The following is a 26,840-nucleotide window of genomic DNA, read 5'->3' as shown; positions in this document are numbered from 1 at the left end:
CCATTTTCTGTTTACAAATGTTGTTATTTAAGGGAAATTACACTGGATTACAGTAACCAGATTCAATAAAATTCTCATCCGTTTTCATTAGTGACGCAGTGAAAGCGGACTAAGTGTTGGCATATTGTTCGGGTTATTGAAATTGAAGAAGTTTTTATTTTCGTTTTTCTCATGGTTTTTTCTGTTTTTTGCGAGCTTCGTATTTGCAGTTGATCTACAAATCTCTACGTTCGAAGATCTAGATACCACGGTACCTAGAGGTGGAGAGGTGCGTTATAACCTTGAGTTTACTAACTCTGAAGAAGATACAGCCAATAACGTTTCTGTTGAATTCTTTTTACCGCCAACGACGAGTTTCGTATCAAGCTCTAAGTCCTGTACTCAATCCAACTATCAAGATGGCGGTATAACTAAAAGCAAGTTAACTTGTCCAATTGGCCAACTATCTGGGCGAGTGAGTGATTCACTGCAAGTAACCATTAAAACATCCGCTCAGACAGGCGATACTATAGAGCCGAGTGTACGCATCAGTGCAGACAATGAGTCGAGTAATAAGCTACTGAATAACACTGAAACCCAGAATACCTCAATTGTAGCGGGGGTAGATTTAGCTATTATCTCGTTGTTAGCGAACCCTGCATCAGTGAATTTAGACACTACTTTTACCTATCAAATCAGTGTGAAGAATAATGGACCTGATGCTGCTGCAAACGCAGTCGTTAAGCTCAATCTACCAAGTTTTACATCTTGGGAGAACTCGAGCACTGTAGATTTTGACGGCTGGCGCTGTTCGGGCAGTCAAACACTCACCTGTACAATCGCTACATTTGCTTCAGGTGCATCATCTACATTAAATATTCAAGCTCGTGTTAGTCAGGTCAGCAGCGGAACTGTTACAGCCAGCAGCAGTATCAGTAGTGATACTGCGGAAATAGATGACTCAAATGACCAAGCATCAGTGAATACGCCCATTAACCCAAATGCTGATTTAGGTGTTGCGATAAAGCAATATAAAGCAGATGGCACACCTTCTTGGTATGGTCCTTTAAATTTACAAGTCAATGAACGTCATTATTACGATGTGACTGTTACCCATTTAGGCCCAAGCTCAGTAACAACGGCTTACTTGAGCACGACTTTGGCAAGTGGTATGAGTAATATCACAGCCCAAGCTCCTTCCGGTTGGTCATGTAATGTCACTTCGCTTGTGGTTACTTGCCAATCTACAAGTGCTATGGTGAAAAATGACAGCGCTGTAGTCAGAATTTATGCCAATGCACCCGCATCTGAGGCAACATTTTCAACCGCAGCGCAAGTAAGCTCTGATTTGTTAGATTTAAATACGGCAAACGATAAAGCCAGTGCGAGTGTTAAAACAAGTGTTGCACAGACTTCATTTGTCTCAGTGAGTAAAACGCTGCTAAATGGCACTACTTATTACGTTGACGATGAGATCGATTTCCAAATTACAGTGACCAATACATCAGAGGCGACCACCATTGAGTCTCTGATTGATACATTACCAGACTCACTGAGCTTTGTGAGTTACAGTTCTAGTCACTTTAACTGTGCTTTGAACTCAGGTGATGCACAAAGACTTGATTGTACACCTATCTCAAATAGCTTCGCTAAATCGCAAATATGGCAAGTTACGATTAAAACAAAAGCAAAAGCCGTGAGCCAAAGTGCTGTTAATTGGGCAACTGTCGCCCATGGTGGACGCGAGTCTACCAGTAATAGCGCCAGTTTTTCTATTCTGGATAGAGCGCCGGATCTTAGTATCACTAAATCTTCTGATTTGAACTGGGGTTCCAATATTAACTATATGAATAAAGAGTTTTATTACTCTATTAAAATAGTGAATTCAGGCGGTGGGGCTGCGAATGGCGTTAAAGTGGTAGATGACTTTGCCAATACATCAGGTTATATCCCCCTTTCTACTGCAACACGCAAATATAGCAATGGATCTTGGCAGACTATTACTGATTGGTGCGAGATTTCCGTTTTAAAGGTTACTTGTACTGGCGCTGAAATTGGTGCAAATGAAACCATTGAGATACTAATTAAAGCGCGTTCACCGATATATACAGGCACAGAGAGCCAATACAGACCTAAAAACACAGCGACTATGACAGTGGGTGGCGTTGATTATGTTGCCAATTTTGAAGGCTGGGGTTTGCATCCGCGTAACCCTGTGCAGCTTGGCATTACAAAAGCTAAATCAGCATCAACGACTGCTAGCACCAGTTTAGTTGAGCAAGCTGGTGAGATCATCAATCGTATTGTGGTTTCAAACACAGGCAATGGCACAACACTCGGTAAGGTGACAGTGGTTGATTCCCTGCCAAGTGGAGAAACATTTATTGCCAATGGCAGTTATGGTACTAACTGGTCTTGTAGTGCGTTAGAGCAATTAGCAGATGGCAGTGGTGGTAAGGTGACTTGTCTGTATCAAAATGCAGATACAAGTCGTATTGCTTTGTCTGGGACAGCGCCAACCTTGACTATTACGACCCGAGCTACGTCTGTGGGTGATTTAAAAAATACTGCGACGGTGACCGACGCCGGTGGTGCACCAGGGGAAGCATCCGCATCTGCGACAATTAAAAGTGCCTTGAGTGCAGATTTAAGTATTCAAAAAGTGGCGAATACGAGCAGTATTACGACCTCTCAAAATGAGATAAATTATCAGATCACAGCTAGAAACTTATCGGGTTCAAACATCGTTGGAGTAGATGCAGGTTCACTCACTATTGTTGATTCATTCACGGCGACATTTAAATCACGAGAAGGCAATAAAGAGACAGGGATCACCTTCCCATCATCTGCAAATAGTACGCTTGGTGCACGTTTTTCGTGTGTTAGAGCTGATACTGGTGAATACGAAAACACACAAACTACCATCACTTGCCGTTTGGAGACCGGTCAAACATTTGCCCTTAATGATAGCGTGACGATTCCATTGACGGTTACTAGACCTTTTGTCACGACCAATGGTGAAGTTGTCAACTCCGTAGAAGTGTCATCCAATACACATATCGACCCGAATACAGCAAATAACTCGGCTAGTGCGACGACAACTGCACAGTCATTATTTGATTTAGCAGTGACGAATGTTGTGTATGCGAAGCCAACGGTTTTAAGCGGTGATATCGCCTTACAGACGATCCATATTGCCAATATTGGCGCTGTTGCAGCAACCAATGTGGTGCTAGAGCATACTTTTAATATACCAACGGGCAAAGAATATCAATATGTAAGCAATAGCTTTTCTCGGGCTGGGCAAAGTAATATCTGCGCATACCTTGAAGCGACGAAGACTTTACGTTGTAGTATTGGGTCGCTAGAAAGCAATGAAGTGCAAAGTGTTACCATTCAAATCCGCCCTAAAAGTGCCGCTGATCGTCAAGATTGGGTATTAGAAAGTACAAGTCAAATATCCGCCTCAAATATGTCATTGGATAGTGACACTACAAATAATAGCTTCAATAAAGCTTTAACTGTTCAAATTCGTGAAGCTAACCTAAAAATTGAAAATAATGATATTAGCGATCCGTTAGCTTGGTATCCGACACCTGGCTCATTTCCAGCAACGCTCGATAATGTGGTGGTTTATAAAGTCGATTTAGAATATTTGACGGATAATAACGGTGAGACTTCGGTGGCAAGTGGTGTTGGTTACAACTTCACGATTTCACCAGCTAATAGTGCGAAACAACTGCAATTTTTATGTGACAGTAGCTCTAATGCAACCTGTAGTGCAGTGACTGCGCGTTGTGATAATCAAAACCTGACTTTTAATACTCAAACCACCTTTAACTGTTTAGGGCCAGAAAATAGCAGCTCTTCTTTGGCAGAAAATGAATTGCTTGAAAATACTGGCGGTCAGTCAGCAATTTATACCCGTTATATGTTCTTCAAAATTTTGTCGCGTCCATCAACAACAGGTGAAGTTGCCACAACCAGTGCCTCTATTTTTTCTAATGAAAAAGATCTTATTACGGCAAACAACGATGAGAGTGAAAAAACATCTATTCGTATCGCTGTAGACTTAGCGCTGACCAAAACAGCTTCTTTGAATAAAGTGGCCTTAGGTAGCCAGTTTAATTATCAATTCACGCTCAGTAATGCCGGTCCTGGTGACAGCGCTGACAACGTACTTTACGATTATCTTCCAAGCTATTTGAGCGTCGCAGGCAGTGCGGTAACATCATCAGGTAGCTGTACTAATTCTCGAGCAAACTCGCCAAGTACGGGGACTTTGACTGATTTTATTCGCTGTAATATTCCGTTGATTGAGATGAATGAAACAGTGCAGATCAGTATTCCAGTTACGCTTAATGCGCTACCGAGCAATAATATTGTGGTGAATGAAGCTTGGGTAGAAACACAAGGCTTTGATACAAATAAGCTAAACAACAAAGCCACTTCTTCGACGGAAGTGATCCAAGGCTTAATATCTGGCTATGTGTTTGTCGATAAAGTAAATAACGGTCTTTTTGACAGCGGTGTTGATTCCGGTTTGTCTGGTATTGAGGTGCTACTGGATGGCGTAACTGCTGGTGGACTAGCGATTGCTCAGCAGCGAATCTCGACAGATGCAAATGGCCAATTTGTATTTTATGACTTAGTACCTGGTACTTATAAATTGACTCAACCGGATCAAGCTGCTTTGAATAGTTACCGAGATGGTAAAGAGGCGAGATCTGGAAGTGTACTGGCTAATAGCCAAGGCACAGATGAAATTACCAATATCGTACTTACATCTGGCTCAGCATCACAGGGACACTCATTCGCAGAGCTTCTGATAGGTGACAAATCAGTTTCAGGTAAAGTGTTCTTGGATATCAACCAAGATGGTGTTGTTGATGCCAATGATCAACTTTTGAAAGACATTATGGTCACGATCACGGGTACTGATAAATATGGCCAAACGGTAAATCAAAGTGTAGTGACGAATGCGAGCGGTGAATTCAGCTTCACAGGTCTGATTGAATCCAATGCTGATGGTTACACGATCACGCAAACAGTCAGTGGCACTTACCAAACGGGTAACCGTTATATCGGTTCAGGTGCTGGCGTGGTGAGCAATATCGCTAAAGTGGTTGTCGGCACAGATCCAACCCCAGCGATCCGCTTTACAGAAAAACCAAAAGCGGGTGATAAGTCAGTATCAGGTAAGGTGTTCTTCGATGTGGATCAGGATGGTGTTGTTGATGCGAATGATGCACTGCTAAAAGACATCACTGTGACTATCACAGGCACGGATAAGTATGGTCAGGTGGTGAATCAAAGTGTAGTGACGAATGCGAGCGGTGCATTTAGCTTTACTGGCCTGATCGAATCCAATGCTGATGGTTACACCATCACGCAAACAGTCAGTGGGACTTACCAAGCGGGTAATCGTTACATCGGCTCAGGTGCTGGTGTGATCAGTAATGTCGCAAAAGTCGTTGTGGGCACAGATCCAACCCCAGCGATCCGCTTTACTGAAAAACCAAAAGCGGGTGATAAGTCAGTATCAGGTAAGGTGTTCTTCGATGTAGATCAGGATGGCGTGGTTGACGCCAATGATGCGCTGCTAAAAGACATCACAGTGACTATCACGGGCACGGATAAGTTTGGTCAGGTGGTAAATCAAAGTGTAGTGACGAATGCAAGCGGTGAATTCAGCTTTACTGGCCTGATTGAATCCAATGCGGATGGTTACACGATTACGCAAACAGTGAGTGGTACGCATCAAACGGGCAACCGTTATATTGGCAGTGACGCAGGCGTGGTCAGCAATGTCGCACAAGTGGTTGTGGGCACAGATCCAACCCCAGCGATCCGCTTTACTGAAAAACCAAAAGCCGGTGATAAATCTGTCTCAGGTACTGTGTTCTTCGATGTAGATCAGGATGGCGTTGTTGATGCGAATGATGCGCTGCTAAAAGACATCACGGTCACGATCACGGGCATAGATAAGTTTGGTCAGGCGGTAAATATCACAACAACGACCAATACAAATGGTGAATTCAGCTTTACAGGTCTGATTGAATCAAATGCTGATGGTTACACGATTACGCAGACAGTCAGTGGCACGTATCAAACTGGTAATCGCTACATTGGCTCAGGCGCTGGCGTGGTCAGCAATGTCGCTAAAGTGGTTGTGGGCACAGATCCAACCCCTGCGATCCGCTTTACTGAAAAACCAAAAGCGGGTGATAAATCTGTCTCAGGTACCGTGTTCTTCGATGTGGATCAGGATGGTGTGGTTGACGCCAATGATGCACTCTTAAAAGACATCACAGTGACTATCACGGGCACGGATAAGTTTGGTCAGGCGGTGAATCAAAGTGTAGTGACGAATGCCAATGGTGAATTTAGCTTTACTGGCCTGATTGAATCAAATGCGGATGGTTACACCATCACGCAAACACCGAGCACAACGTATCAAACAGGTAACCGTTACATCGGCTCAGGCACTGGCGTAGTGAGCAATGTCGCCAAAGTGGTTGTTGGCACAGATACAACGCCAGAAATCAAATTTACAGAAAAACCAAAAGCGGGTGATAAATCTGTCTCAGGTACCGTGTTCTTCGATGTGGATCAGGATGGTGTGGTTGACGCCAATGATGCACTCTTAAAAGACATCACAGTGACTATCACGGGCACGGATAAGTTTGGTCAAACGGTGAATGTGACAACGACGACCAATGCAAATGGTGAATTCAGCTTCACAGGTCTGATTGAATCAAATGCGGATGGCTACACGATTACGCAAACAGTCAGTGGCACGTATCAAACTGGTAATCGCTACATTGGCTCAGGCACTGGCGTAGTGAGCAATGTTGCTAAAGTGGTTGTCGGCACAGATCCAACCCCAGCGATCCGCTTTACAGAAAAACCAAAAGCGGGTGATAAATCTGTCTCAGGTACCGTGTTCTTCGATGTGGATCAGGATGGTGTGGTTGACGCCAATGATGCACTCTTAAAAGACATCACAGTGACTATCACGGGCACGGATAAGTTTGGTCAAACGGTGAATGTGACAACGACGACCAATGCAAATGGTGAATTCAGCTTCACAGGTCTGATTGAATCAAATGCGGATGGCTACACGATTACGCAAACAGTCAGTGGCACGTATCAAACTGGTAATCGCTACATTGGCTCAGGCACTGGCGTAGTGAGCAATGTTGCTAAAGTGGTTGTCGGCACAGATTCAACCCCAGCGATCCGCTTTACTGAAAAACCAAACGCGGGTGATAAGTCGGTTGTAGGTAAGGTGTTCTTGGATGTGAACCAAGATGGCACGGTTGATCAAAATGATGCGCTGCTAAAAGACATCACGGTCACGATCACGGGCACGGATAAGTTTGGTCAGGCGGTAAATCAAAGTGTAGTGACAAATGCGAGCGGTGAATTCAGCTTTATAGACTTGATTGAATCAAATGCTGATGGCTACACCATCACGCAAACAATCAGTGGCACGTATCAAACCGGTAATCGCTACATTGGTTCAGGCACAGGCGTTGTTAGCAATGTTTCTAAAGTAGTTGTCGGCACAGAACCAACCCCTGCGATCCGCTTTACAGAAAAACCAAACGCGGGTGATAAGTCAGTATCAGGTAAGGTGTTCTTGGATATCAACCAAGATGGCACGGTTGATCAAAATGATGCGCTGCTAAAAGACATCACGGTCACGATCACGGGCATAGATAAGTTTGGTCAGGCGGTAAATATCACAACAACGACCAATACAAATGGTGAATTCAGCTTTACAGGTCTGATTGAATCAAATGCTGATGGTTACACGATTACGCAGACAGTCAGTGGCACGTATCAAACTGGTAATCGCTACATTGGCTCAGGCGCTGGCGTGGTCAGCAATGTCGCTAAAGTGGTTGTGGGCACAGATCCAACCCCTGCGATCCGCTTTACTGAAAAACCAAAAGCGGGTGATAAATCTGTCTCAGGTACCGTGTTCTTCGATGTGGATCAGGATGGTGTGGTTGACGCCAATGATGCACTCTTAAAAGACATCACAGTGACTATCATGGGCACGGATAAGTTTGGTCAAACGGTGAATGTGACAACGACGACCAATGCAAATGGTGAATTCAGCTTCACAGGTCTGATTGAATCAAATGCGGATGGCTACACGATTACGCAAACAGCGAGTGGTACGCATCAAACGGGTAATCGCTATATCGGCAGTGACGCAGGCGTGGTCAGCAATGTCGCCAAAGTGGTTGTGGGTACAGAGCCAACGCCAGCGATCCGCTTTACAGAAAAACCAAAAGCCGGTGATAAATCTGTCTCTGGTACCGTGTTCTTCGATGTGGATCAGGATGGTGTTGTTGATGCGAATGATGCACTGCTAAAAGACATTACGGTTACTATCACGGGCATAGATAAGTTTGGTCAGGCGGTAAATATCACAACAACGACCAATACAAATGGTGAATTCAGCTTTACAGGTCTGATTGAATCAAATGCTGATGGTTACACGATTACGCAGACAGTCAGTGGCACGTATCAAACCGGTAATCGCTACATTGGCTCAGGCGCTGGCGTGGTCAGCAATGTCGCAAAAGTGGTTGTCGGCACAGATCCAACCCCCGCGATCCGCTTTACAGAAAAACCAAACGCGGGTGATAAATCTGTCTCAGGTACCGTGTTCTTAGATGTAAACCAAGATGGCGCGGTTGACGCCAATGATGCGCTGCTAAAAGACATCACAGTGACTATCTCGGGCACGGATAAGTTTGGTCAGGTGGTAAATCAAAGTGTAGTGACGAATGCAAGCGGTGAATTCAGCTTTACTGGCCTGATTGAATCAAATGCGGATGGTTACACGATTACGCAAACAGTGAGTGGTACGCATCAAACGGGCAACCGTTATATTGGCAGTGACGCAGGCGTTGTTAGCAATGTCGCACAAGTGGTTGTGGGCACAGATCCAACCCCAGCGATCCGCTTTACTGAAAAACCAAAAGCCGGTGATAAATCTGTCTCAGGTACTGTGTTCTTCGATGTGGATCAGGATGGTGTTGTTGATGCGAATGATGCACTGCTAAAAGACATCACTGTGACTATCACAGGCACGGATAAGTATGGTCAGGTGGTGAATCAAAGTGTAGTGACGAATGCGAGCGGTGCATTTAGCTTTACTGATCTAACCGAATCCAATGCAGATGGTTACACGATTACGCAAACAGCGAGTGGTACGCATCAAACGGGTAATCGCTATATCGGCAGTGACGCAGGCGTGGTCAGCAATGTCGCCAAAGTGGTTGTGGGTACAGAGCCAACGCCAGCGATCCGCTTTACAGAAAAACCAAAAGCCGGTGATAAATCTGTCTCTGGTACCGTGTTCTTCGATGTGGATCAGGATGGTGTTGTTGATGCGAATGATGCACTGCTAAAAGACATTACGGTTACTATCACGGGCATAGATAAGTTTGGTCAGGCGGTAAATATCACAACAACGACCAATACAAATGGTGAATTCAGCTTTACAGGTCTGATTGAATCAAATGCAGATGGTTACACGATTACGCAGACAGTCAGTGGCACGTATCAAACTGGTAATCGCTACATTGGCTCAGGCGCTGGCGTGGTCAGCAATGTCGCCAAAGTGGTTGTGGGTACAGAGCCAACGCCAGCGATCCGCTTTACAGAAAAACCAAAAGCCGGTGATAAATCTGTCTCAGGTACTGTGTTCTTCGATGTAGATCAGGATGGCGTTGTTGATGCGAATGATGCGCTGCTAAAAGACATCACGGTCACGATCACGGGCATAGATAAGTTTGGTCAGGCGGTAAATATCACAACAACGACCAATACAAATGGTGAATTCAGCTTTACAGGTCTGATTGAATCAAATGCTGATGGTTACACGATTACGCAGACAGTCAGTGGCACGTATCAAACTGGTAATCGCTACATTGGCTCAGGCGCTGGCGTGGTCAGCAATGTCGCTAAAGTGGTTGTGGGCACAGATCCAACCCCTGCGATCCGCTTTACTGAAAAACCAAAAGCGGGTGATAAATCTGTCTCAGGTACCGTGTTCTTCGATGTGGATCAGGATGGTGTGGTTGACGCCAATGATGCACTCTTAAAAGACATCACAGTGACTATCATGGGCACGGATAAGTTTGGTCAAACGGTGAATGTGACAACGACGACCAATGCAAATGGTGAATTCAGCTTCACAGGTCTGATTGAATCAAATGCGGATGGCTACACGATTACGCAAACAGTCAGTGGCACGTATCAAACTGGTAATCGCTACATTGGCTCAGGCACTGGCGTAGTGAGCAATGTTGCTAAAGTGGTTGTCGGCACAGATTCAACCCCAGCGATCCGCTTTACTGAAAAACCAAACGCGGGTGATAAGTCAGTATCAGGTAAGGTGTTCTTGGATATCAACCAAGATGGCGCGGTTGATCAAAATGATGCGCTTCTGAAAGACATCACGGTCACGATCACAGGCACGGATAAGTATGGTCAGGCGGTGAATACCACCACAACGACCGATGCAAGTGGTGCGTTTAGCTTCACAGGCCTGATTGAATCAAATGCTGATGGTTACACCATCACGCAAACACCGAGCACAACGTATCAAATGGGTAACCGTTATATAGGCTCAGGCACAGGCGTTGTTAGCAATGTCGCCAAAGTGGTTGTCGGCACAGATCCAACCCCCGCGATCCGCTTTACAGAAAAACCAAACGCGGGTGATAAATCTGTCTCAGGTACCGTGTTCTTAGATGTAAACCAAGATGGCGCGGTTGACGCCAATGATGCGCTGCTAAAAGACATCACGGTCACGATCACGGGCATAGATAAGTTTGGTCAGGCGGTAAATATCACAACAACGACCAATACAAATGGTGAATTCAGCTTTACAGGTCTGATTGAATCAAATGCTGATGGTTACACGATTACGCAGACAGTCAGTGGCACGTATCAAACTGGTAATCGCTACATTGGCTCAGGCGCTGGCGTGGTCAGCAATGTCGCTAAAGTGGTTGTGGGCACAGATCCAACCCCTGCGATCCGCTTTACTGAAAAACCAAAAGCGGGTGATAAATCTGTCTCAGGTACCGTGTTCTTCGATGTGGATCAGGATGGTGTGGTTGACGCCAATGATGCACTCTTAAAAGACATCACAGTGACTATCATGGGCACGGATAAGTTTGGTCAAACGGTGAATGTGACAACGACGACCAATGCAAATGGTGAATTCAGCTTCACAGGTCTGATTGAATCAAATGCGGATGGCTACACGATTACGCAAACAGCGAGTGGTACGCATCAAACGGGTAATCGCTATATCGGCAGTGACGCAGGCGTGGTCAGCAATGTCGCCAAAGTGGTTGTGGGTACAGAGCCAACGCCAGCGATCCGCTTTACAGAAAAACCAAAAGCCGGTGATAAATCTGTCTCTGGTACCGTGTTCTTCGATGTGGATCAGGATGGTGTTGTTGATGCGAATGATGCACTGCTAAAAGACATTACGGTTACTATCACGGGCATAGATAAGTTTGGTCAGGCGGTAAATATCACAACAACGACCAATACAAATGGTGAATTCAGCTTTACAGGTCTGATTGAATCAAATGCTGATGGTTACACGATTACGCAGACAGTCAGTGGCACGTATCAAACCGGTAATCGCTACATTGGCTCAGGCGCTGGCGTGGTCAGCAATGTCGCAAAAGTGGTTGTCGGCACAGATCCAACCCCCGCGATCCGCTTTACAGAAAAACCAAACGCGGGTGATAAATCTGTCTCAGGTACCGTGTTCTTAGATGTAAACCAAGATGGCGCGGTTGACGCCAATGATGCGCTGCTAAAAGACATCACAGTGACTATCACGGGCACGGATAAGTTTGGTCAGGTGGTAAATCAAAGTGTAGTGACGAATGCAAGCGGTGAATTCAGCTTTACTGGCCTGATTGAATCAAATGCGGATGGTTACACGATTACGCAAACAGTGAGTGGTACGCATCAAACGGGCAACCGTTATATTGGCAGTGACGCAGGCGTGGTCAGCAATGTCGCACAAGTGGTTGTGGGCACAGATCCAACCCCAGCGATCCGCTTTACTGAAAAACCAAAAGCCGGTGATAAATCTGTCTCAGGTACTGTGTTCTTCGATGTAGATCAGGATGGCGTTGTTGATGCGAATGATGCACTGCTAAAAGACATCACTGTGACTATCACAGGCACGGATAAGTATGGTCAGGTGGTGAATCAAAGTGTAGTGACGAATGCGAGCGGTGCATTTAGCTTTACTGGCCTGATCGAATCCAATGCGGATGGTTACACGATTACGCAAACAGTCAGTGGGACTTACCAAGCGGGTAATCGTTACATCGGCTCAGGTGCTGGTGTGATCAGTAATGTCGCAAAAGTGGTTGTCGGCACAGATCCAACCCCAGCGATCCGCTTTACAGAAAAACCAAAAGCGGGTGATAAATCTGTCTCAGGTACCGTGTTCTTCGATGTGGATCAGGGTGGTGTGGTTGACGCCAATGATGCACTCTTAAAAGACATCACAGTGACTATCACGGGCACGGATAAGTTTGGTCAAACGGTGAATGTGACAACGACGACCAATGCAAATGGTGAATTCAGCTTCACAGGTCTGATTGAATCAAATGCTGATGGTTACACGATTACGCAGACAGTCAGTGGCACGTATCAAACTGGTAATCGCTACATTGGCTCAGGCGCTGGCGTGGTCAGCAATGTCGCTAAAGTGGTTGTGGGCACAGATCCAACCCCAGCGATCCGCTTTACTGAAAAACCAAAAGCCGGTGATCAGTCAATCTCTGGTACCGTGTTCTTCGATGTAGATCAGGATGGTGTGGTTGACGCCAATGATGCATTCTTAAAAGACATCACAGTGACTATCACGGGCACGGATAAATATGGTCAGGCGGTGAATCAAAGTGTAGTGACGAATGCCAATGGTGAATTTAGCTTTACTGGCCTGATTGAATCAAATGCGGATGGTTACACGATTACGCAGACAGTCAGTGGCACGTATCAAACTGGTAATCGCTACATTGGCTCAGGCGCTGGCGTGGTCAGCAATGTCGCTAAAGTGGTTGTCGGCACAGATCCAACCCCTGCGATCCGCTTTACTGAAAAACCAAACGCGGGTGATAAATCTGTCTCTGGTACCGTGTTCTTCGATGTAGATCAGGATGGCGTGGTTGATGCCAATGATCAACTTTTGAAAGACATCACAGTGACTATCACGGGCACGGACAAGTTTGGTCAGGTGGTAAATATCACAACAACGACCAATACAAATGGTGAATTCAGCTTTACAGGTCTGATTGAATCAAATGCGGATGGCTACACAATTACGCAAACAGCGAGTGGTACTTATCAAACCGGTAATCGTTATATTGGCTCAGGCGCTGGCGAAGTTAGCAATGTCGCCAAAGTCTTAGTCGGCACAGACGTAACGCAAGAGCTTAAATTCACAGAAAAGCCAAAAGCGGGTGATAAATCTGTCTCAGGTACTGTGTTCTTCGATGTGGATCAGGATGGTGTGGTTGACGCCAATGATGCACTCTTAAAAGACATCACAGTGACTATCACGGGCATGGATAAGTTTGGTCAGGCGGTAAATCGAAGTGTAGTGACGAATGCCAATGGTGAATTCAGCTTTACTGGCATGATTGAATCAAATGCTGATGGTTACACCATCACGCAAACACCGAGCACAACATATCAAATGGGTAACCGTTATATAGGCTCAGGCACAGGCGTTGTTAGCAATGTCGCAAAAGTGATGGTCGGCACAGACGCAACACCAGAGCTTAAATTTACAGAAAAGCCAAAATCGGGTGATAAGTCAGTATCAGGTAAGGTGTTCTTGGATATCAACCAAGATGGCGCGGTTGATCAAAATGATGCGCTTCTGAAAGACATCACGGTGACTATCACGGGCACAGATAAATTTGGTCAGGTGGTGAATACCACAACGATGACAGATGCGAATGGTGCGTTCAGCTTCACAGGTTTAATTGAATCAAATGCTGATGGCTACACGATTACGCAAACAGTCAGTGGCACGTATCAAACCGGTAATCGCTACATTGGTTCAGGCGCTGGCGTAGTGAGCAATGTCGCAAAAGTGGTTGTTGGCACAGATACAACGCCAGAAATCAAATTTTCAGAAAAACCAAAAGCGGGTGATAAGTCAGTATCAGGTAAGGTGTTCTTCGATGTAGATCAGGATGGCGTGGTTGACGCCAATGATGCGCTGCTAAAAGACATCACAGTGACTATCACGGGCACGGATAAGTTTGGTCAGGTGGTAAATCAAAGTGTAGTGACGAATGCAAGCGGTGAATTCAGCTTTACTGGCCTGATTGAATCCAATGCGGATGGTTACACGATTACGCAAACAGCGAGTGGTACGTATCAAACAGGTAACCGTTACATCGGCTCAGGCACAGGCGTTGTTAGCAATGTCGCCAAAGTGGTTGTCGGCACAGATCCAACCCCCGCGATCCGCTTTACAGAAAAACCAAACGCGGGTGATAAATCTGTCTCAGGTACCGTGTTCTTAGATGTAAACCAAGATGGCGCGGTTGATCAAAATGATGTGCGATTAAAAGACATCACAGTGACTATCACGGGCACGGATAAGTTTGGTCAGGTGGTAAATCAAAGTGTAGTGACGAATGCCAATGGTGAATTTAGCTTTACTGGCCTGATTGAATCAAATGCGGATGGTTACACCATCACGCAAACACCGAGCACAACGTATCAAACAGGTAACCGTTACATCGGCTCAGGCACTGGCGTAGTGAGCAATGTCGCCAAAGTGGTTGTCGGCACAGATCCAACTCCCGCGATCCGCTTTACTGAAAAACCAAACGCGGGTGATAAGTCGGTTGTAGGTAAGGTGTTCTTGGATGTGAACCAAGATGGCACGGTTGATCAAAATGATGCGCTGCTAAAAGACATCACGGTCACGATCACGGGCATAGATAAGTTTGGTCAGGCGGTAAATATCACAACAACGACCAATACAAATGGTGAATTCAGCTTTACAGGTCTGATTGAATCAAATGCTGATGGTTACACGATTACGCAGACAGTCAGTGGCACGTATCAAACTGGTAATCGCTACATTGGCTCAGGCGCTGGCGTGGTCAGCAATGTCGCTAAAGTGGTTGTGGGCACAGATCCAACCCCTGCGATCCGCTTTACTGAAAAACCAAAAGCGGGTGATAAATCTGTCTCAGGTACCGTGTTCTTCGATGTAGATCAGGATGGCGTGGTTGATGCCAATGATCAACTTTTGAAAGACATCACAGTGACTATCACGGGCACGGATAAGTTTGGTCAGGCGGTGAATCAAAGTGTAGTGACGAATGCCAATGGTGAATTTAGCTTTACTGGCCTGATTGAATCAAATGCGGATGGTTACACCATCACGCAAACACCGAGCACAACGTATCAAACAGGTAACCGTTACATTGGCTCAGGCACTGGCGTAGTGAGCAATGTCGCCAAAGTGGTGGTCGGCACAGATCCAACTCCCGCGATCCGCTTTACTGAAAAACCAAAAGCGGGTGATAAATCTGTCTCAGGTACTGTGTTCTTCGATGTGGATCAGGATGGTGTTGTTGATGCGAATGATGCACTGCTAAAAGACATCACTGTGACTATCACAGGCACGGATAAGTATGGTCAGGTGGTGAATCAAAGTGTAGTGACGAATGCGAGCGGTGCATTTAGCTTTACTGGCCTGATCGAATCCAATGCTGATGGTTACACCATCACGCAAACAGTCAGTGGGACTTACCAAGCGGGTAATCGTTACATCGGCTCAGGTGCTGGTGTGATCAGTAATGTCGCAAAAGTGGTTGTCGGCACAGATCCAACCCCAGCGTTTCGCTTTACAGAAAAACCAAAAGCCGGAGATAAGTCTATCTCAGGTCGCGTGTTTGTGGACATCAATCAAGATGGCGCAAGCAACGGCAATGATTTTGCACTTGCTGGTATTGCGATCACGCTAACCGGTCAGGATCTTTACGGCGAAGCGGTGAGTTTAAGCACCACAACCGACGCAAACGGTGCGTTCAACTTTGCGGGTCTTCGCAAGTCTAATGCGGCAGGTTACACCATCACGCAAGACATAACGGACTACCTCGAAGGTCAAGATTATCAAGGTGCAAACCCAGATCAATTTGGTTCCAACAGTGAGATCAAACTGGTGCTTACAGACAATGCAGCATTAGAGCTTATCTTCACAGAGCAGCTGAATGCAGGTGATAAATCTATCTCAGGTCACGTGTTTGTGGACATCAACCAAGATGGCACAAACAACGGCAATGACTTTGCGCTGGCAGGTATTGAGATCACATTAACGGGTCAGGATCTTTACGGTGAAGCAGTAAGCTTAACCACGACGACGGACGCAAATGGTGCGTTCAACTTTGCAGGCCTTCGAAAGTCAGATGCATCGGGTTACACCATCTCGCAAGGCGTAACGAACTACCTCGAAGGTCAAGATTACCAAGGTGCAAACCCTGATCAATTTGGTTCAAACAGTGAGATCAAACTGGTACTCGCAGACAATGCAGCACCAGAGCTTATCTTCACAGAGCAGCTTAATGCAGGTGATAAATCTATCTCAGGCCGTGTGTTTGTGGACATCAACCAAGACGGCACAAACAACGGCAATGACTTTGTGCTTGCAGGTATTGAGATCACGCTAACCGGTCAGGATCTTTACGGCGAAGCGGTGAGCTTAAGCACGACGACGGATGCAAACGGTGCGTTCAACTTTGCTGGTCTGCGTAAGTCTGATGCGGCGGGCTACACCATCACACAAGGCGTAACGGACTACCTCGAAGGTCAAGATTACCAAGGTGCAAACCCAGATCAATTTGGCTCAAACAGTGAGATCAAACTGGTATTAGCTGAGCAAGCAGTGGCAGATCTTATCTTCACAGAGCAGCTTAATGCGGGCGATAAATCTATCTCAGGTCGTGTATTTGTGGATATCAACCAAGATGGTACAAACAATGGTAACGACTTTGCATTAGCTGGTATTGAGATCACATTAACGGGTCAGGATCTTTACGGTGAAGCGGTGAGCCTAAACACCACGACGGATGCAAACGGTGCGTTCAACTTTGCTGGTCTGCGTAAGTCTGATGCGGCGGGTTATACCATCACGCAAAGCACAACGGACTACCTTGAAGGTCAAGATTACCAAGGTGCAAATCCAGATCAATTTGGTTCAAACAGTGAGATCAAACTGGTATTAGCTGAGCAAGCAGCACCAGATCTTATCTTCACTGAGCAATTAAATGCCGGTGATAAATCTATCTCAGGTCGCGTGTTTGTGGACATCAATCAAGATGGCGCAAGCAACGGCAATGATTTTGCACTTGCTGGTATTGCGATCACGCTAACCGGTCAGGATCTTTACGGCGAAGCGGTGAGTTTAAGCACCACAACCGACGCAAACGGTGCGTTCAACTTTGCGGGTCTTCGCAAGTCTAATGCGGCAGGTTACACCATCACGCAAGGCACAACGGATTACCTTGAAGGCCAAGATTACCAAGGTGCAAACCCAGATCAATTTGCTTCAAACAGTGAGATCAAATTGGTACTAGCTGACAGTGTAGCTCCTGAACTTATCTTCACAGAGCAGCTTAATGCGGGCGATAAATCTATCTCAGGTCGTGTGTTTGTGGACATCAATCAAGATGGCACAAATAACGGCAATGACTTTGTGCTTGCAGGTATTGCGATCACGCTAACCGGTCAGGATCTTTACGGCGAAGCGGTGAGTTTAAGCACCACTACCGACGCAAATGGAGCCTTTAATTTTGCTGGCCTGCGCAAGTCTAATGCGGCGGGGTATACCATCACGCAAGGCACAACGGACTACCTTGAAGGGCAAGATTACCAAGGTGCAAACCCAGATCAATTTGGTTCAAACAGTGAGATCAAACTGGTATTAGCTGAGCAAGCAGTGGCAGATCTTATCTTCACAGAGCAGCTTAATGCGGGTGATAAATCTATCTCAGGTCGTGTGTTTGTGGACATCAATCAAGATGGCGCAAGCAACGGCAATGACTTTGTGCTTGCAGGTATTGAGATCACGCTAACCGGTCAGGATCTTTACGGCGAAGCGGTGAGCTTAAGCACGACGACGGATGCAAACGGTGCGTTCAACTTTGCTGGTCTGCGTAAGTCTGATGCGGCGGGCTACACCATCACACAAGGCGTAACGGACTACCTTGAAGGCCAAGATTACCAAGGTGCAAACCCAGATCAATTTGGTTCAAACAGTGAGATCAAACTGGTATTAGCTGAGCAAGCAGTGGCAGATCTTATCTTCACAGAGCAGCTTAATGCGGGAGATAAATCTATCTCAGGTCGCGTGTTTGTGGACATCAATCAAGATGGTACAAATAACGGCAATGACTTTGTGCTTGCAGGTATTGCGATCACGCTAACCGGTCAGGATCTTTACGGCGAAGCGGTGAGCCTAAACACCACGACGGATGCAAACGGTGCGTTTAAATTTGCTGGTCTGCGTAAGTCTGATGCGGCAGGTTACACCATCACGCAAGGCACAACGGATTACCTTGAAGGCCAAGATTACCAAGGTGCAAACCCAGATCAATTTGCTTCAAACAGTGAGATCAAATTGGTACTAGCTGACAGTGTAGCTCCTGAACTTATCTTCACAGAGCAGCTTAATGCGGGCGATAAATCTATCTCAGGTCGTGTGTTTGTGGACATCAATCAAGATGGCACAAATAACGGCAATGACTTTGTGCTTGCAGGTATTGCGATCACGCTAACCGGTCAGGATCTTTACGGCGAAGCGGTGAGTTTAAGCACCACTACCGACGCAAATGGAGCCTTTAATTTTGCTGGCCTGCGCAAGTCTAATGCGGCGGGGTATACCATCACGCAAGGCACAACGGACTACCTTGAAGGGCAAGATTACCAAGGTGCAAACCCAGATCAATTTGGTTCAAACAGTGAGATCAAACTGGTATTAGGTGAGCAATCGGTAGCAGAGCTTATTTTTACTGAGCAACTTTACGCAAATGCAAAAATATCGGGAAGCGTATTTATTGATTCAAACAACAGTGGTTTGTTTGATTTACAAGAAGCTGGATTAGCGGATGTGACAGTTAAGTTGGCAGGTATGTCTGCTGCGGGTGATGCTGTATCTATCGAAGTACTGACAAATACAGAAGGTGAGTTTTCATTTACCAATTTAGTAGCGAGTGATGATAGTGGATATGTGGTAACACAAGTTCAGCCTGCTCAGTTTAAGGATGGCCTTGAGTCGCGTGATGGCGTGATCGTGTCTTCAAATACGAATGATGTGTTTTCAGTTGTTTTACCTACCAGTGAGCAGGTTGAAAACTTGCACTTTGCTGAGCTGTATATGGGGCGTATTGGCGGTGCTGTTTTTGTTGATAGAAATGCTGATGGTCTATTGGATCAGAGCGATGACGCCATTGCGAACGTAGAAATTCAATTAACAGGTAGCACTAGTTCGGGTGAGGAGATCTCCTATAAAACATTGACTGAACAAGATGGTCGATTTGAGTTTACGCAATTACCGCAAAGTAGTGAGCAAGGTTACCAGCTAACTCAAGTACAGCCTGTAAATTATGCCGACAGCTTCGACTATCAAAATGGTGAGAAAGTAGAGGGTTCAGAGCAATTAGACGTGCTTAATAAGTTGGTGCTCACACAAGGTGCTGAGCTGGACAATCTAAATTTCACAGAAGGCTTTGGGATTGCAATCAGTGGTCGAGTTTTTGTCGACAAAATAGACTCAGGTTTATTCCCACAAACAATTGAACCTAGCGCATCTGACATGGTGATTGTCGGGAGTGAAATTCAATTAACTGGTATCGATTATCGAGGCCATAGTGTTGAACTGACTACGTTTACCAATGAGCAAGGAATTTACTCTTTTACTGAACTACCACCAAGTAATGAGCATGGTTATACCCTAACACAGGTAACTCAACCATCAGCTTATTTAGATGGTCAAGAGTCAGCTAATGGGACCGTGATAGAAAATACCAAAGGGACGGATAGTATTTTTGTTGGTGCTGTTTTGGACATTCAGCTGTATGCGAACTATGACTTTGCAGAATTACCAACCGCGTCTATTTCTGGTGAAGTTTGGGTCGATGCAGATGAAAATGGTTTGCTGGAAGAAGGTGAGACGCTGAGGATCGGTGGCGTTCAAGTTAATTTAACGGGCACCACGCTAAATGGACTTAATGTTGAACGTACTGCGGTGTCTGACGAACAAGGTACATATATCTTTGACTATTTATATCCAGGAACCTATCAAGTTACTCAACTGCAGCCAAGTGCTTGGTTAGATGGTAAAGAGCAACTGGGTAGTGCGGGCGGTGAAGTTGGTGAAGATCAGTTCTCGAGCATTACAATCGCTCTAGATCAACATGCAGTTGGATATAACTTTGCAGAGCGCGGTAGTGATCTAGCTGGCCGTGTATATGTCGATTTAAATGATGATGGTGTTCAAGATACTTTTGAGATGGGCCTAAGTAACGTTAGATTAACGATTACGGGTGCCGATCTTGATGGGCAGCCAGTCAATCGTGATATTTTAACAGATGCTTATGGACGTTATGAATTTGAAGATCTGCCACTGAGCGGCGTAGATGGATTTACGGTCACTGAATACCAGCCTGAAAATACTCAAGATGGGTTAGATAGTGTAGGTAATATTGGTGGTGTGCTTGGCGATGACCAGATCTCCGGGATCCTCATCGAGCGCCATGTTACAAAAGCACATTCATACAACTTCGGTGAACAATTAATGGATCCGGCGAGTATTTCTGGCTTGGTCTGGTTAGATAAAAACCACAACCGTGAAAAAGACGACAGTAATGGACAAAGTGGCTGGATCGTTGAGTTGCTACCGGATCCAATGACAGGAGAGGGCAATCCATTAGATGCTGAGCCATTGGCAACAATTGAATCAGATGCTAACGGTCAATATACTTTCTCTGGCTTGCCTGTCGGCACTTATGAAGTGCGATTTAGACACCCTCAAGGTGGCGTGATTTACGGTCTGCCAGTATCTGAAGATCCTGAGGCCAGTACTGAAAAAGGCACTATTTTAAACCTACGTGTCAGTGCCGGTGAGCAAGTTGAGAATCAATCATTGCCTGTAGACCCATCGGGCGTGATTTACGATTCAGAGCTGAGACAGCCGATAAAAGGCGCAAAAATTAAGATCACAGGTCCAAGTGGCTTTGAACCTGATCTGCATTTGGTGGGAGGCTCGGCGAATGTAGAACAAACCACCAGCGATGATGGGTACTATCAATTCTTACTATTTGCCCAAGCGCCTGCTGGGGTATACGAACTTCATGTAACTGAGCCAAATGGTTATCAAAGTGGTGGCTCTAAACGACTACCTGTGTGCACGAACACGCTCAGAGTCGGTGCACGTGAGTTACCAATTACCATTTTTGCAGAAGAAACAGCACCAACACTTGATGCGCCTGAGCATATTCCAACCCAGTGTGCGAGCCACTCAGACCAAGTGCTACAAAATATGCATACAACGCAGTACTATCAGCGTTTTTATATTGAGCCTAAGTTGCCATCGGGCAACGTGGTGAATAACCACATTCCGTTGGATGCTTTTGGCGATGATCTTGTGCATGTGAGCAAACAAGCACTCAAGCAAGATGTTGTAGTTGGAGAGTTGGTGCCTTACCGCATTAAGGTGACTAATCAGTCAGATATGATGCTTGATCCTCTCGACTTGATTGACCAGCTTCCTGCAGGTTTGAAATATGTCGCAGGCAGCGCAAAAGTGGACGGTCAAGCGATTGAGCCACAGCAGCAAGGCAGGCAATTGCGTTGGCATGTGAACGCTCTACAGCCTGAACAATCGATGATGATCGAATTGATCGTGGTTGTTGGTGCGGGTGTGAGCGAAGGTAAATACATTAACCAAGCCTGGGTAGAATTTGTCGGGGGCCTATATCAAAATGGGGCGGGTAACCGCATCTCAAATATTGGCGAAGCTGCCGTAAGAATTGTGCCGGATCCTATTTTTGACTGTAGTGATCTAATGGGTAAAGTATTTGATGATCACAACCGCAACGGTATGCAAGATAAGGGAGAGTCTGGACTACCTGCCATTCGTCTTGCGACGGCGCAAGGTCTGTGGATCACCACGGATCAACACGGTCGCTACCATCTCGCATGTGCGGATATTCCACATGCAGTTCGCGGTGGTAACTTTATCGTAAAATTGGATGAGCGCAGTTTACCTTCAGGCTATCGTGTCGTGAGTGAAAACCCGCGAGTGGTGCGCTTAACACGTGGTAAATCACAACAACTTGACTTTGCTGCCAGTATCCATAAAGTAGCGCGCATTGAAATCACCGCTGAATTATTTAACGGTGAATTAATCATGCCTGAGTACCTGTCTCGTTTAACCCAGCTAATGGATGCACTAGATAACACTCCGACAGTGATTCGTATTGCATATCAACAATCTGAATTAGAACAAACCACAGAAGCGGAGCGTAAATCTCAATTGCTACTTGATTGGCTTCAAACACAAGTGGCAGAGCGTGAGCTCCCAATCACTATTGAAACGGAAATGATCCCATTTTTTATTCCAGCTTTACCAGCCCACCAGCAGCTAGGAGGAAGCGATGACTAATCGATTCTTGCTAAGCAAAATTTCGTTATTGTGTGCAGCGGCCTATGCTTCTTTGCCCGCAATGAGTTATGCCTTTGTCGACGCTGTTAATGACAGCAAAGTGACGTCTGCGGCTGGTAATACTGAGCGGGTAATAGTGCAAAAGCATTTTGTATTTAGTGGATTGGATGAGCCCAAAGCAAAAACGGTCGAAATAGAACGAACGGTTAAAGCAGATAAGTCAGCTCAATTCGTGAAAGACTCTGCGATCCGTTTTGTTTCTGGTAAGCACTTTTTAACGGGTACCACTAAGCTTGAGATGGACCGCATCATTGGCTTTTTGCAAGGCAAGCAAGATACTAAGTTGCACTTTATTGGCCATGCAGATTCACAAGGTTTGAGCGCCAATGCGCGCAGGATTTATAAAACTAACCAGGGTTTATCTGAGCATAGAGCTAACATTGTGGCGGATTATTTCCGTCAGCAGCTTAATCTTGCGCCTTCTGCGACAACAACCGAAGGTCGTTCCAATCGCGAACCGATAGCAAGTAATGCGACATTAGCGGGTATGGCGAGAAATCGTCGTGTTGAAGTTATTGCGGTTTATACAGAAACGCGCACGGTAAAAGACACACAAGTTATTGCTCCGCCACAGCGTCATAAATTATGTGGTAGTAGCACATCTCATAGCGGGCCGCTGAATATCACCATAGATGGTCAAGCCTTTATGGATGAAGATGCAACTAATAATGCCGACGGTCAACGCTGTGCTGATATCAACTTAGAACGTTTTGAACTGCAACTAAAATATGACCCTCTAAATGTATTACCTAAATTGAACGTGCAACATGCGCTGACTAAATCTGGTAATACCTTGATGCTACACCTAAAAGGTTACAGTAATTACCAAAGCTTTTTTGATTACGCAGAAGTGCAGATCCTCGTGCCACACAGTGACAAAGTGCTGGCAAAGGTTGCTTTAGATGCTGAATTAACCGGCCGCTGGCGATTACCGGGCAATATGCTGGGTATGAGCTTGAAATACCGATTAAGAGTTTACAATAAGCAAGGCCGATTTGACGAAACTAGCCTTGCGCAGGCTGATTTCAAACCTCGCTATGCAGTGGATAGCAGTAAGCTCGATGGATATTTAATGGCGGGCTACGGTAAATCAATGCTTGCTAAGCAAAATATCAAAATTTCAGGTGGTGCTTTGACCTTGTATGGTGAACAAGTGCCGAGCAGTCACCGCGTGTATTTCTTGGGCCGCGTTGTGGCGGTGAATCGCGAGCGTAAATTTGTACATCAAGAAATTGTTCATAGCGGTTTTCATCGCGCAGAAGTCGCCCTATTAAATGAGCAAGGAGAGGGGCGCTTGATCCATCGGGATTTAGAGCTGCCAAAGAGTGACTGGTTTTATGTGGCAATGGGTGATTTAACCATAGGCCAGAATAGTCATAACGGTCCGGTTGAGTTACTGAGCGCTGACCACAATAAAGATGGCAATGTGTTCGCCGAAGGTCGATTAAGTGGTTATATCACGGGTAAATGGCAAGATGAATACAAGGTGACTGCACGGATAGACACGCAGGAGCAGGGACTCAATAAGTTACTCTCTGGTCTACATGAAAAAGATCCAAAAAGCTTATTCAGGCGTCTTGAAGAGGAGCAGCACCCAACGGAATATGGGGATGATTCAACCGTTATTGATGATGCACCAACCAACGGCAAAGTGTATCTAAAAGTCGAGAGGTCTCGCTCTCATGTGTTGTGGGGTAACTTTAACACGTCGTTTAATGATACTGAGTTAGCCCGTGTTGAGCGCGGTTTGTATGGTTTGCAATTGCAATACATCACGGATGAGCTGACTGCTGCCGGTGATAATCAATCTCAAGCCCATTTATATGCAGCAGAAGCTGAAACGCTGGGTGCTTATGAGTCTCATCGCTCTACAGGTGGCTCTCTTTATTACCTTAAAAATCAAGATATTGTTCAAGGATCTGAACAGATAGCTGTTGAGGTACGTGATAAAATTACTGGTTTAGTGTTAGTTAGGCGTGGCCTTGTTGCTGGTCAAGACTATGACATTGATGCGCTACAAGGGAGAGTATTACTTAATAGACCGCTGTCCTCATTCCAGCAAGATGATTTATTGGTTCGTACCGCGAGCCTAGATAGTAATCCCGTATATTTAGTGGCGCAATATGAGTACACACCGGGGATAAACGGGTTAGACAATTTGACTTATGGTGCGCGCTTGAGTCATTGGGTAAGTGATACCATTCAAGTGGGTTCTACCTTGAATCATCAAGAGCAAGATCTATTTGATGACCAATTGATTGCGTTAGATGCCATGTATCGTAAGAGTGATAGCGCGTACGTAAAAATTGAGATAGCGCAAACAGAAGGTGTTGGTAAAGCACTCAACTCGTTCAGTGGCGGCATTAACTTTGAACAGCAGGACTCGGGTGAAATAGGCCAATCAGCTTTGGGACACCGTGTTGAAGCTGCGTTTGAATTTTCGGATATCGGGATAGATGAGCAAGGGCATGGTCAGTTTTATTGGCAGCAACTTGAGGCTGGGTTTAATTCGACAGGTCAAATTAGCCAAGTTAATAGTCATTCAATGGGGACATTTTGGCAATGGCAAATCGAAGATGATCATGCCATTCAGCTCAAAGTGGATGAACAAAAAGCAGATGGTCAACAACGCAGGCAGGCTGCTGAATTAGGGTATGCTTATCAATTAAATGACGATTGGAAACTGAGTAGTGCTGTACGCCAAGATAATAAAGAAAATCTGACGGAGCAAAGTGAGTCGCCCCAAGTACGCCAACTTGATGATGGCGATCGTATTGATGCCATCGTACAGCTTGGTTACGACGGTAGTGACAAATGGCAGCCTTATGTTTATCTGCAAGGCACGCTTACAAGAGAACAAAACCGACTAGCAAACAACCGTGTTGGCATGGGAGCAGAGGCAAAACTGACTGACACACTGACAGTCAATTCTGAGGTATCCCATGGCAATCTTGGAGAAGCGGGCAAGTTGGGTGTCGATTGGCAATACAAAGAAGGTAGCAATGCTTACGTTGAGTACAGGGTTGACCCTGATGGGGGGGAGCTATTTTCAACGGGTAAACAAAAAAACTGGGTAACGGGCTCAAGGCATAGATTTAACTCCTCTACCAGCGTGTATGCAGAGCAGATCTGGCAACAAGATAACAGGCAAACTGGTTTAACCCATGCTTATGGCATTGAACATGACTTTTTAGTTGGCTGGCAAGCGGGCATTGGTTTTGAGCAGGGCGAGCTTGAAAGTGACACTGATTTGATTGACCGTGATGTCACCACCTTGTCGCTTGGCTATCAAACGGATACATGGCAATGGCGCAGCGCGCTGGAGTACCGAGAAGATAGTAATAGCACTGAAACCAGAACATCTTGGTTGGCAAGGCAAAATATTCATGCCAAATTCAACACTGATTGGCGAGCACAGTTGCGTATCGATTGGGCGCAAAGTGACAGCTCCTTATCTGACAGCGAGCCTGCTGGAACGCTCAATAGTGATTTCACTGAAGCGCAATTTGGTGTGGCATATAGACCGGTTGAGGCCAGCCCTTGGTCTGGTATGGCAAGCTTTACGTACCTTGAAGATTTAGCGCCTGCCTCACAATTGAGTGGTATTGGCCTTGATAATACGCCACAACAACGAAGCCGAGTGTGGGCATTGGATGTGAATTATCAATTGACACCGCGCTGGCGGATCGGTACTAAGCTGGCGCAGCGGCATGGTGAGCTGAGAATGGGCCGTGACACAGGTCAATGGATCGATTCAGCGGCAACACTTGGCGTATTGCGAGCTGATTATCATTTGATGCATCAATGGGATGCCACACTTGAGTGGCGATCTTTGAGTGTTGATCTGGCACAGGATCGTCGCTCGGGCGCCTTATTTGCGCTGCATCGCCATGTTGGAGAGCACATGAAAATTGGTATTGGTTATAACTTTACTAATTTCACTGATGATTTAACGGACCTAGACTACGACTCAAAAGGGTGGTTTATCAACCTTGTTGGCAAATTTTAAATAGTGAACCTCACTCTCCCTGAGTTCCAA

The 26,840-nt window shown here is 45.7% G+C and carries 2 protein-coding genes; both read left to right on the top strand.

Annotated features, from left to right (window positions below):
• Positions 1 to 142 precede the first annotated feature (142 nt).
• Positions 143 to 22,741, top strand: a complete 22,599-nt coding sequence (locus S4054249_RS26360) for an SdrD B-like domain-containing protein (protein WP_145925056.1) — start codon at positions 143 to 145, stop codon at positions 22,739 to 22,741.
• The gene (locus tag S4054249_RS19410; protein WP_046355854.1) at positions 22,734 to 26,810 is read left to right on the top strand and encodes an OmpA family protein; all 4,077 of its coding nucleotides are present in this window, start codon (positions 22,734 to 22,736) and stop codon (positions 26,808 to 26,810) included. The genes S4054249_RS26360 and S4054249_RS19410 overlap by 8 nt, the downstream gene beginning before the upstream one ends.
• Positions 26,811 to 26,840 lie beyond the last annotated feature (30 nt).

This window comes from Pseudoalteromonas luteoviolacea, from assembly GCF_001750165.1.
Classification (GTDB): Bacteria; Pseudomonadota; Gammaproteobacteria; order Enterobacterales; family Alteromonadaceae; genus Pseudoalteromonas; species Pseudoalteromonas luteoviolacea_G.
The sequence above is the reverse complement of the archived record's forward strand: the minus strand, read 5'-3'. Positions and strand labels throughout refer to the sequence as shown.

Excerpts from the sequence above, each read along its gene's own strand:
- S4054249_RS19410 (WP_046355854.1), top strand. The coding sequence starts at position 22,734 with ATGACTAATCGATTCTTGCTAAGCAAAATTTCGTTATTGTGTGCAGCG.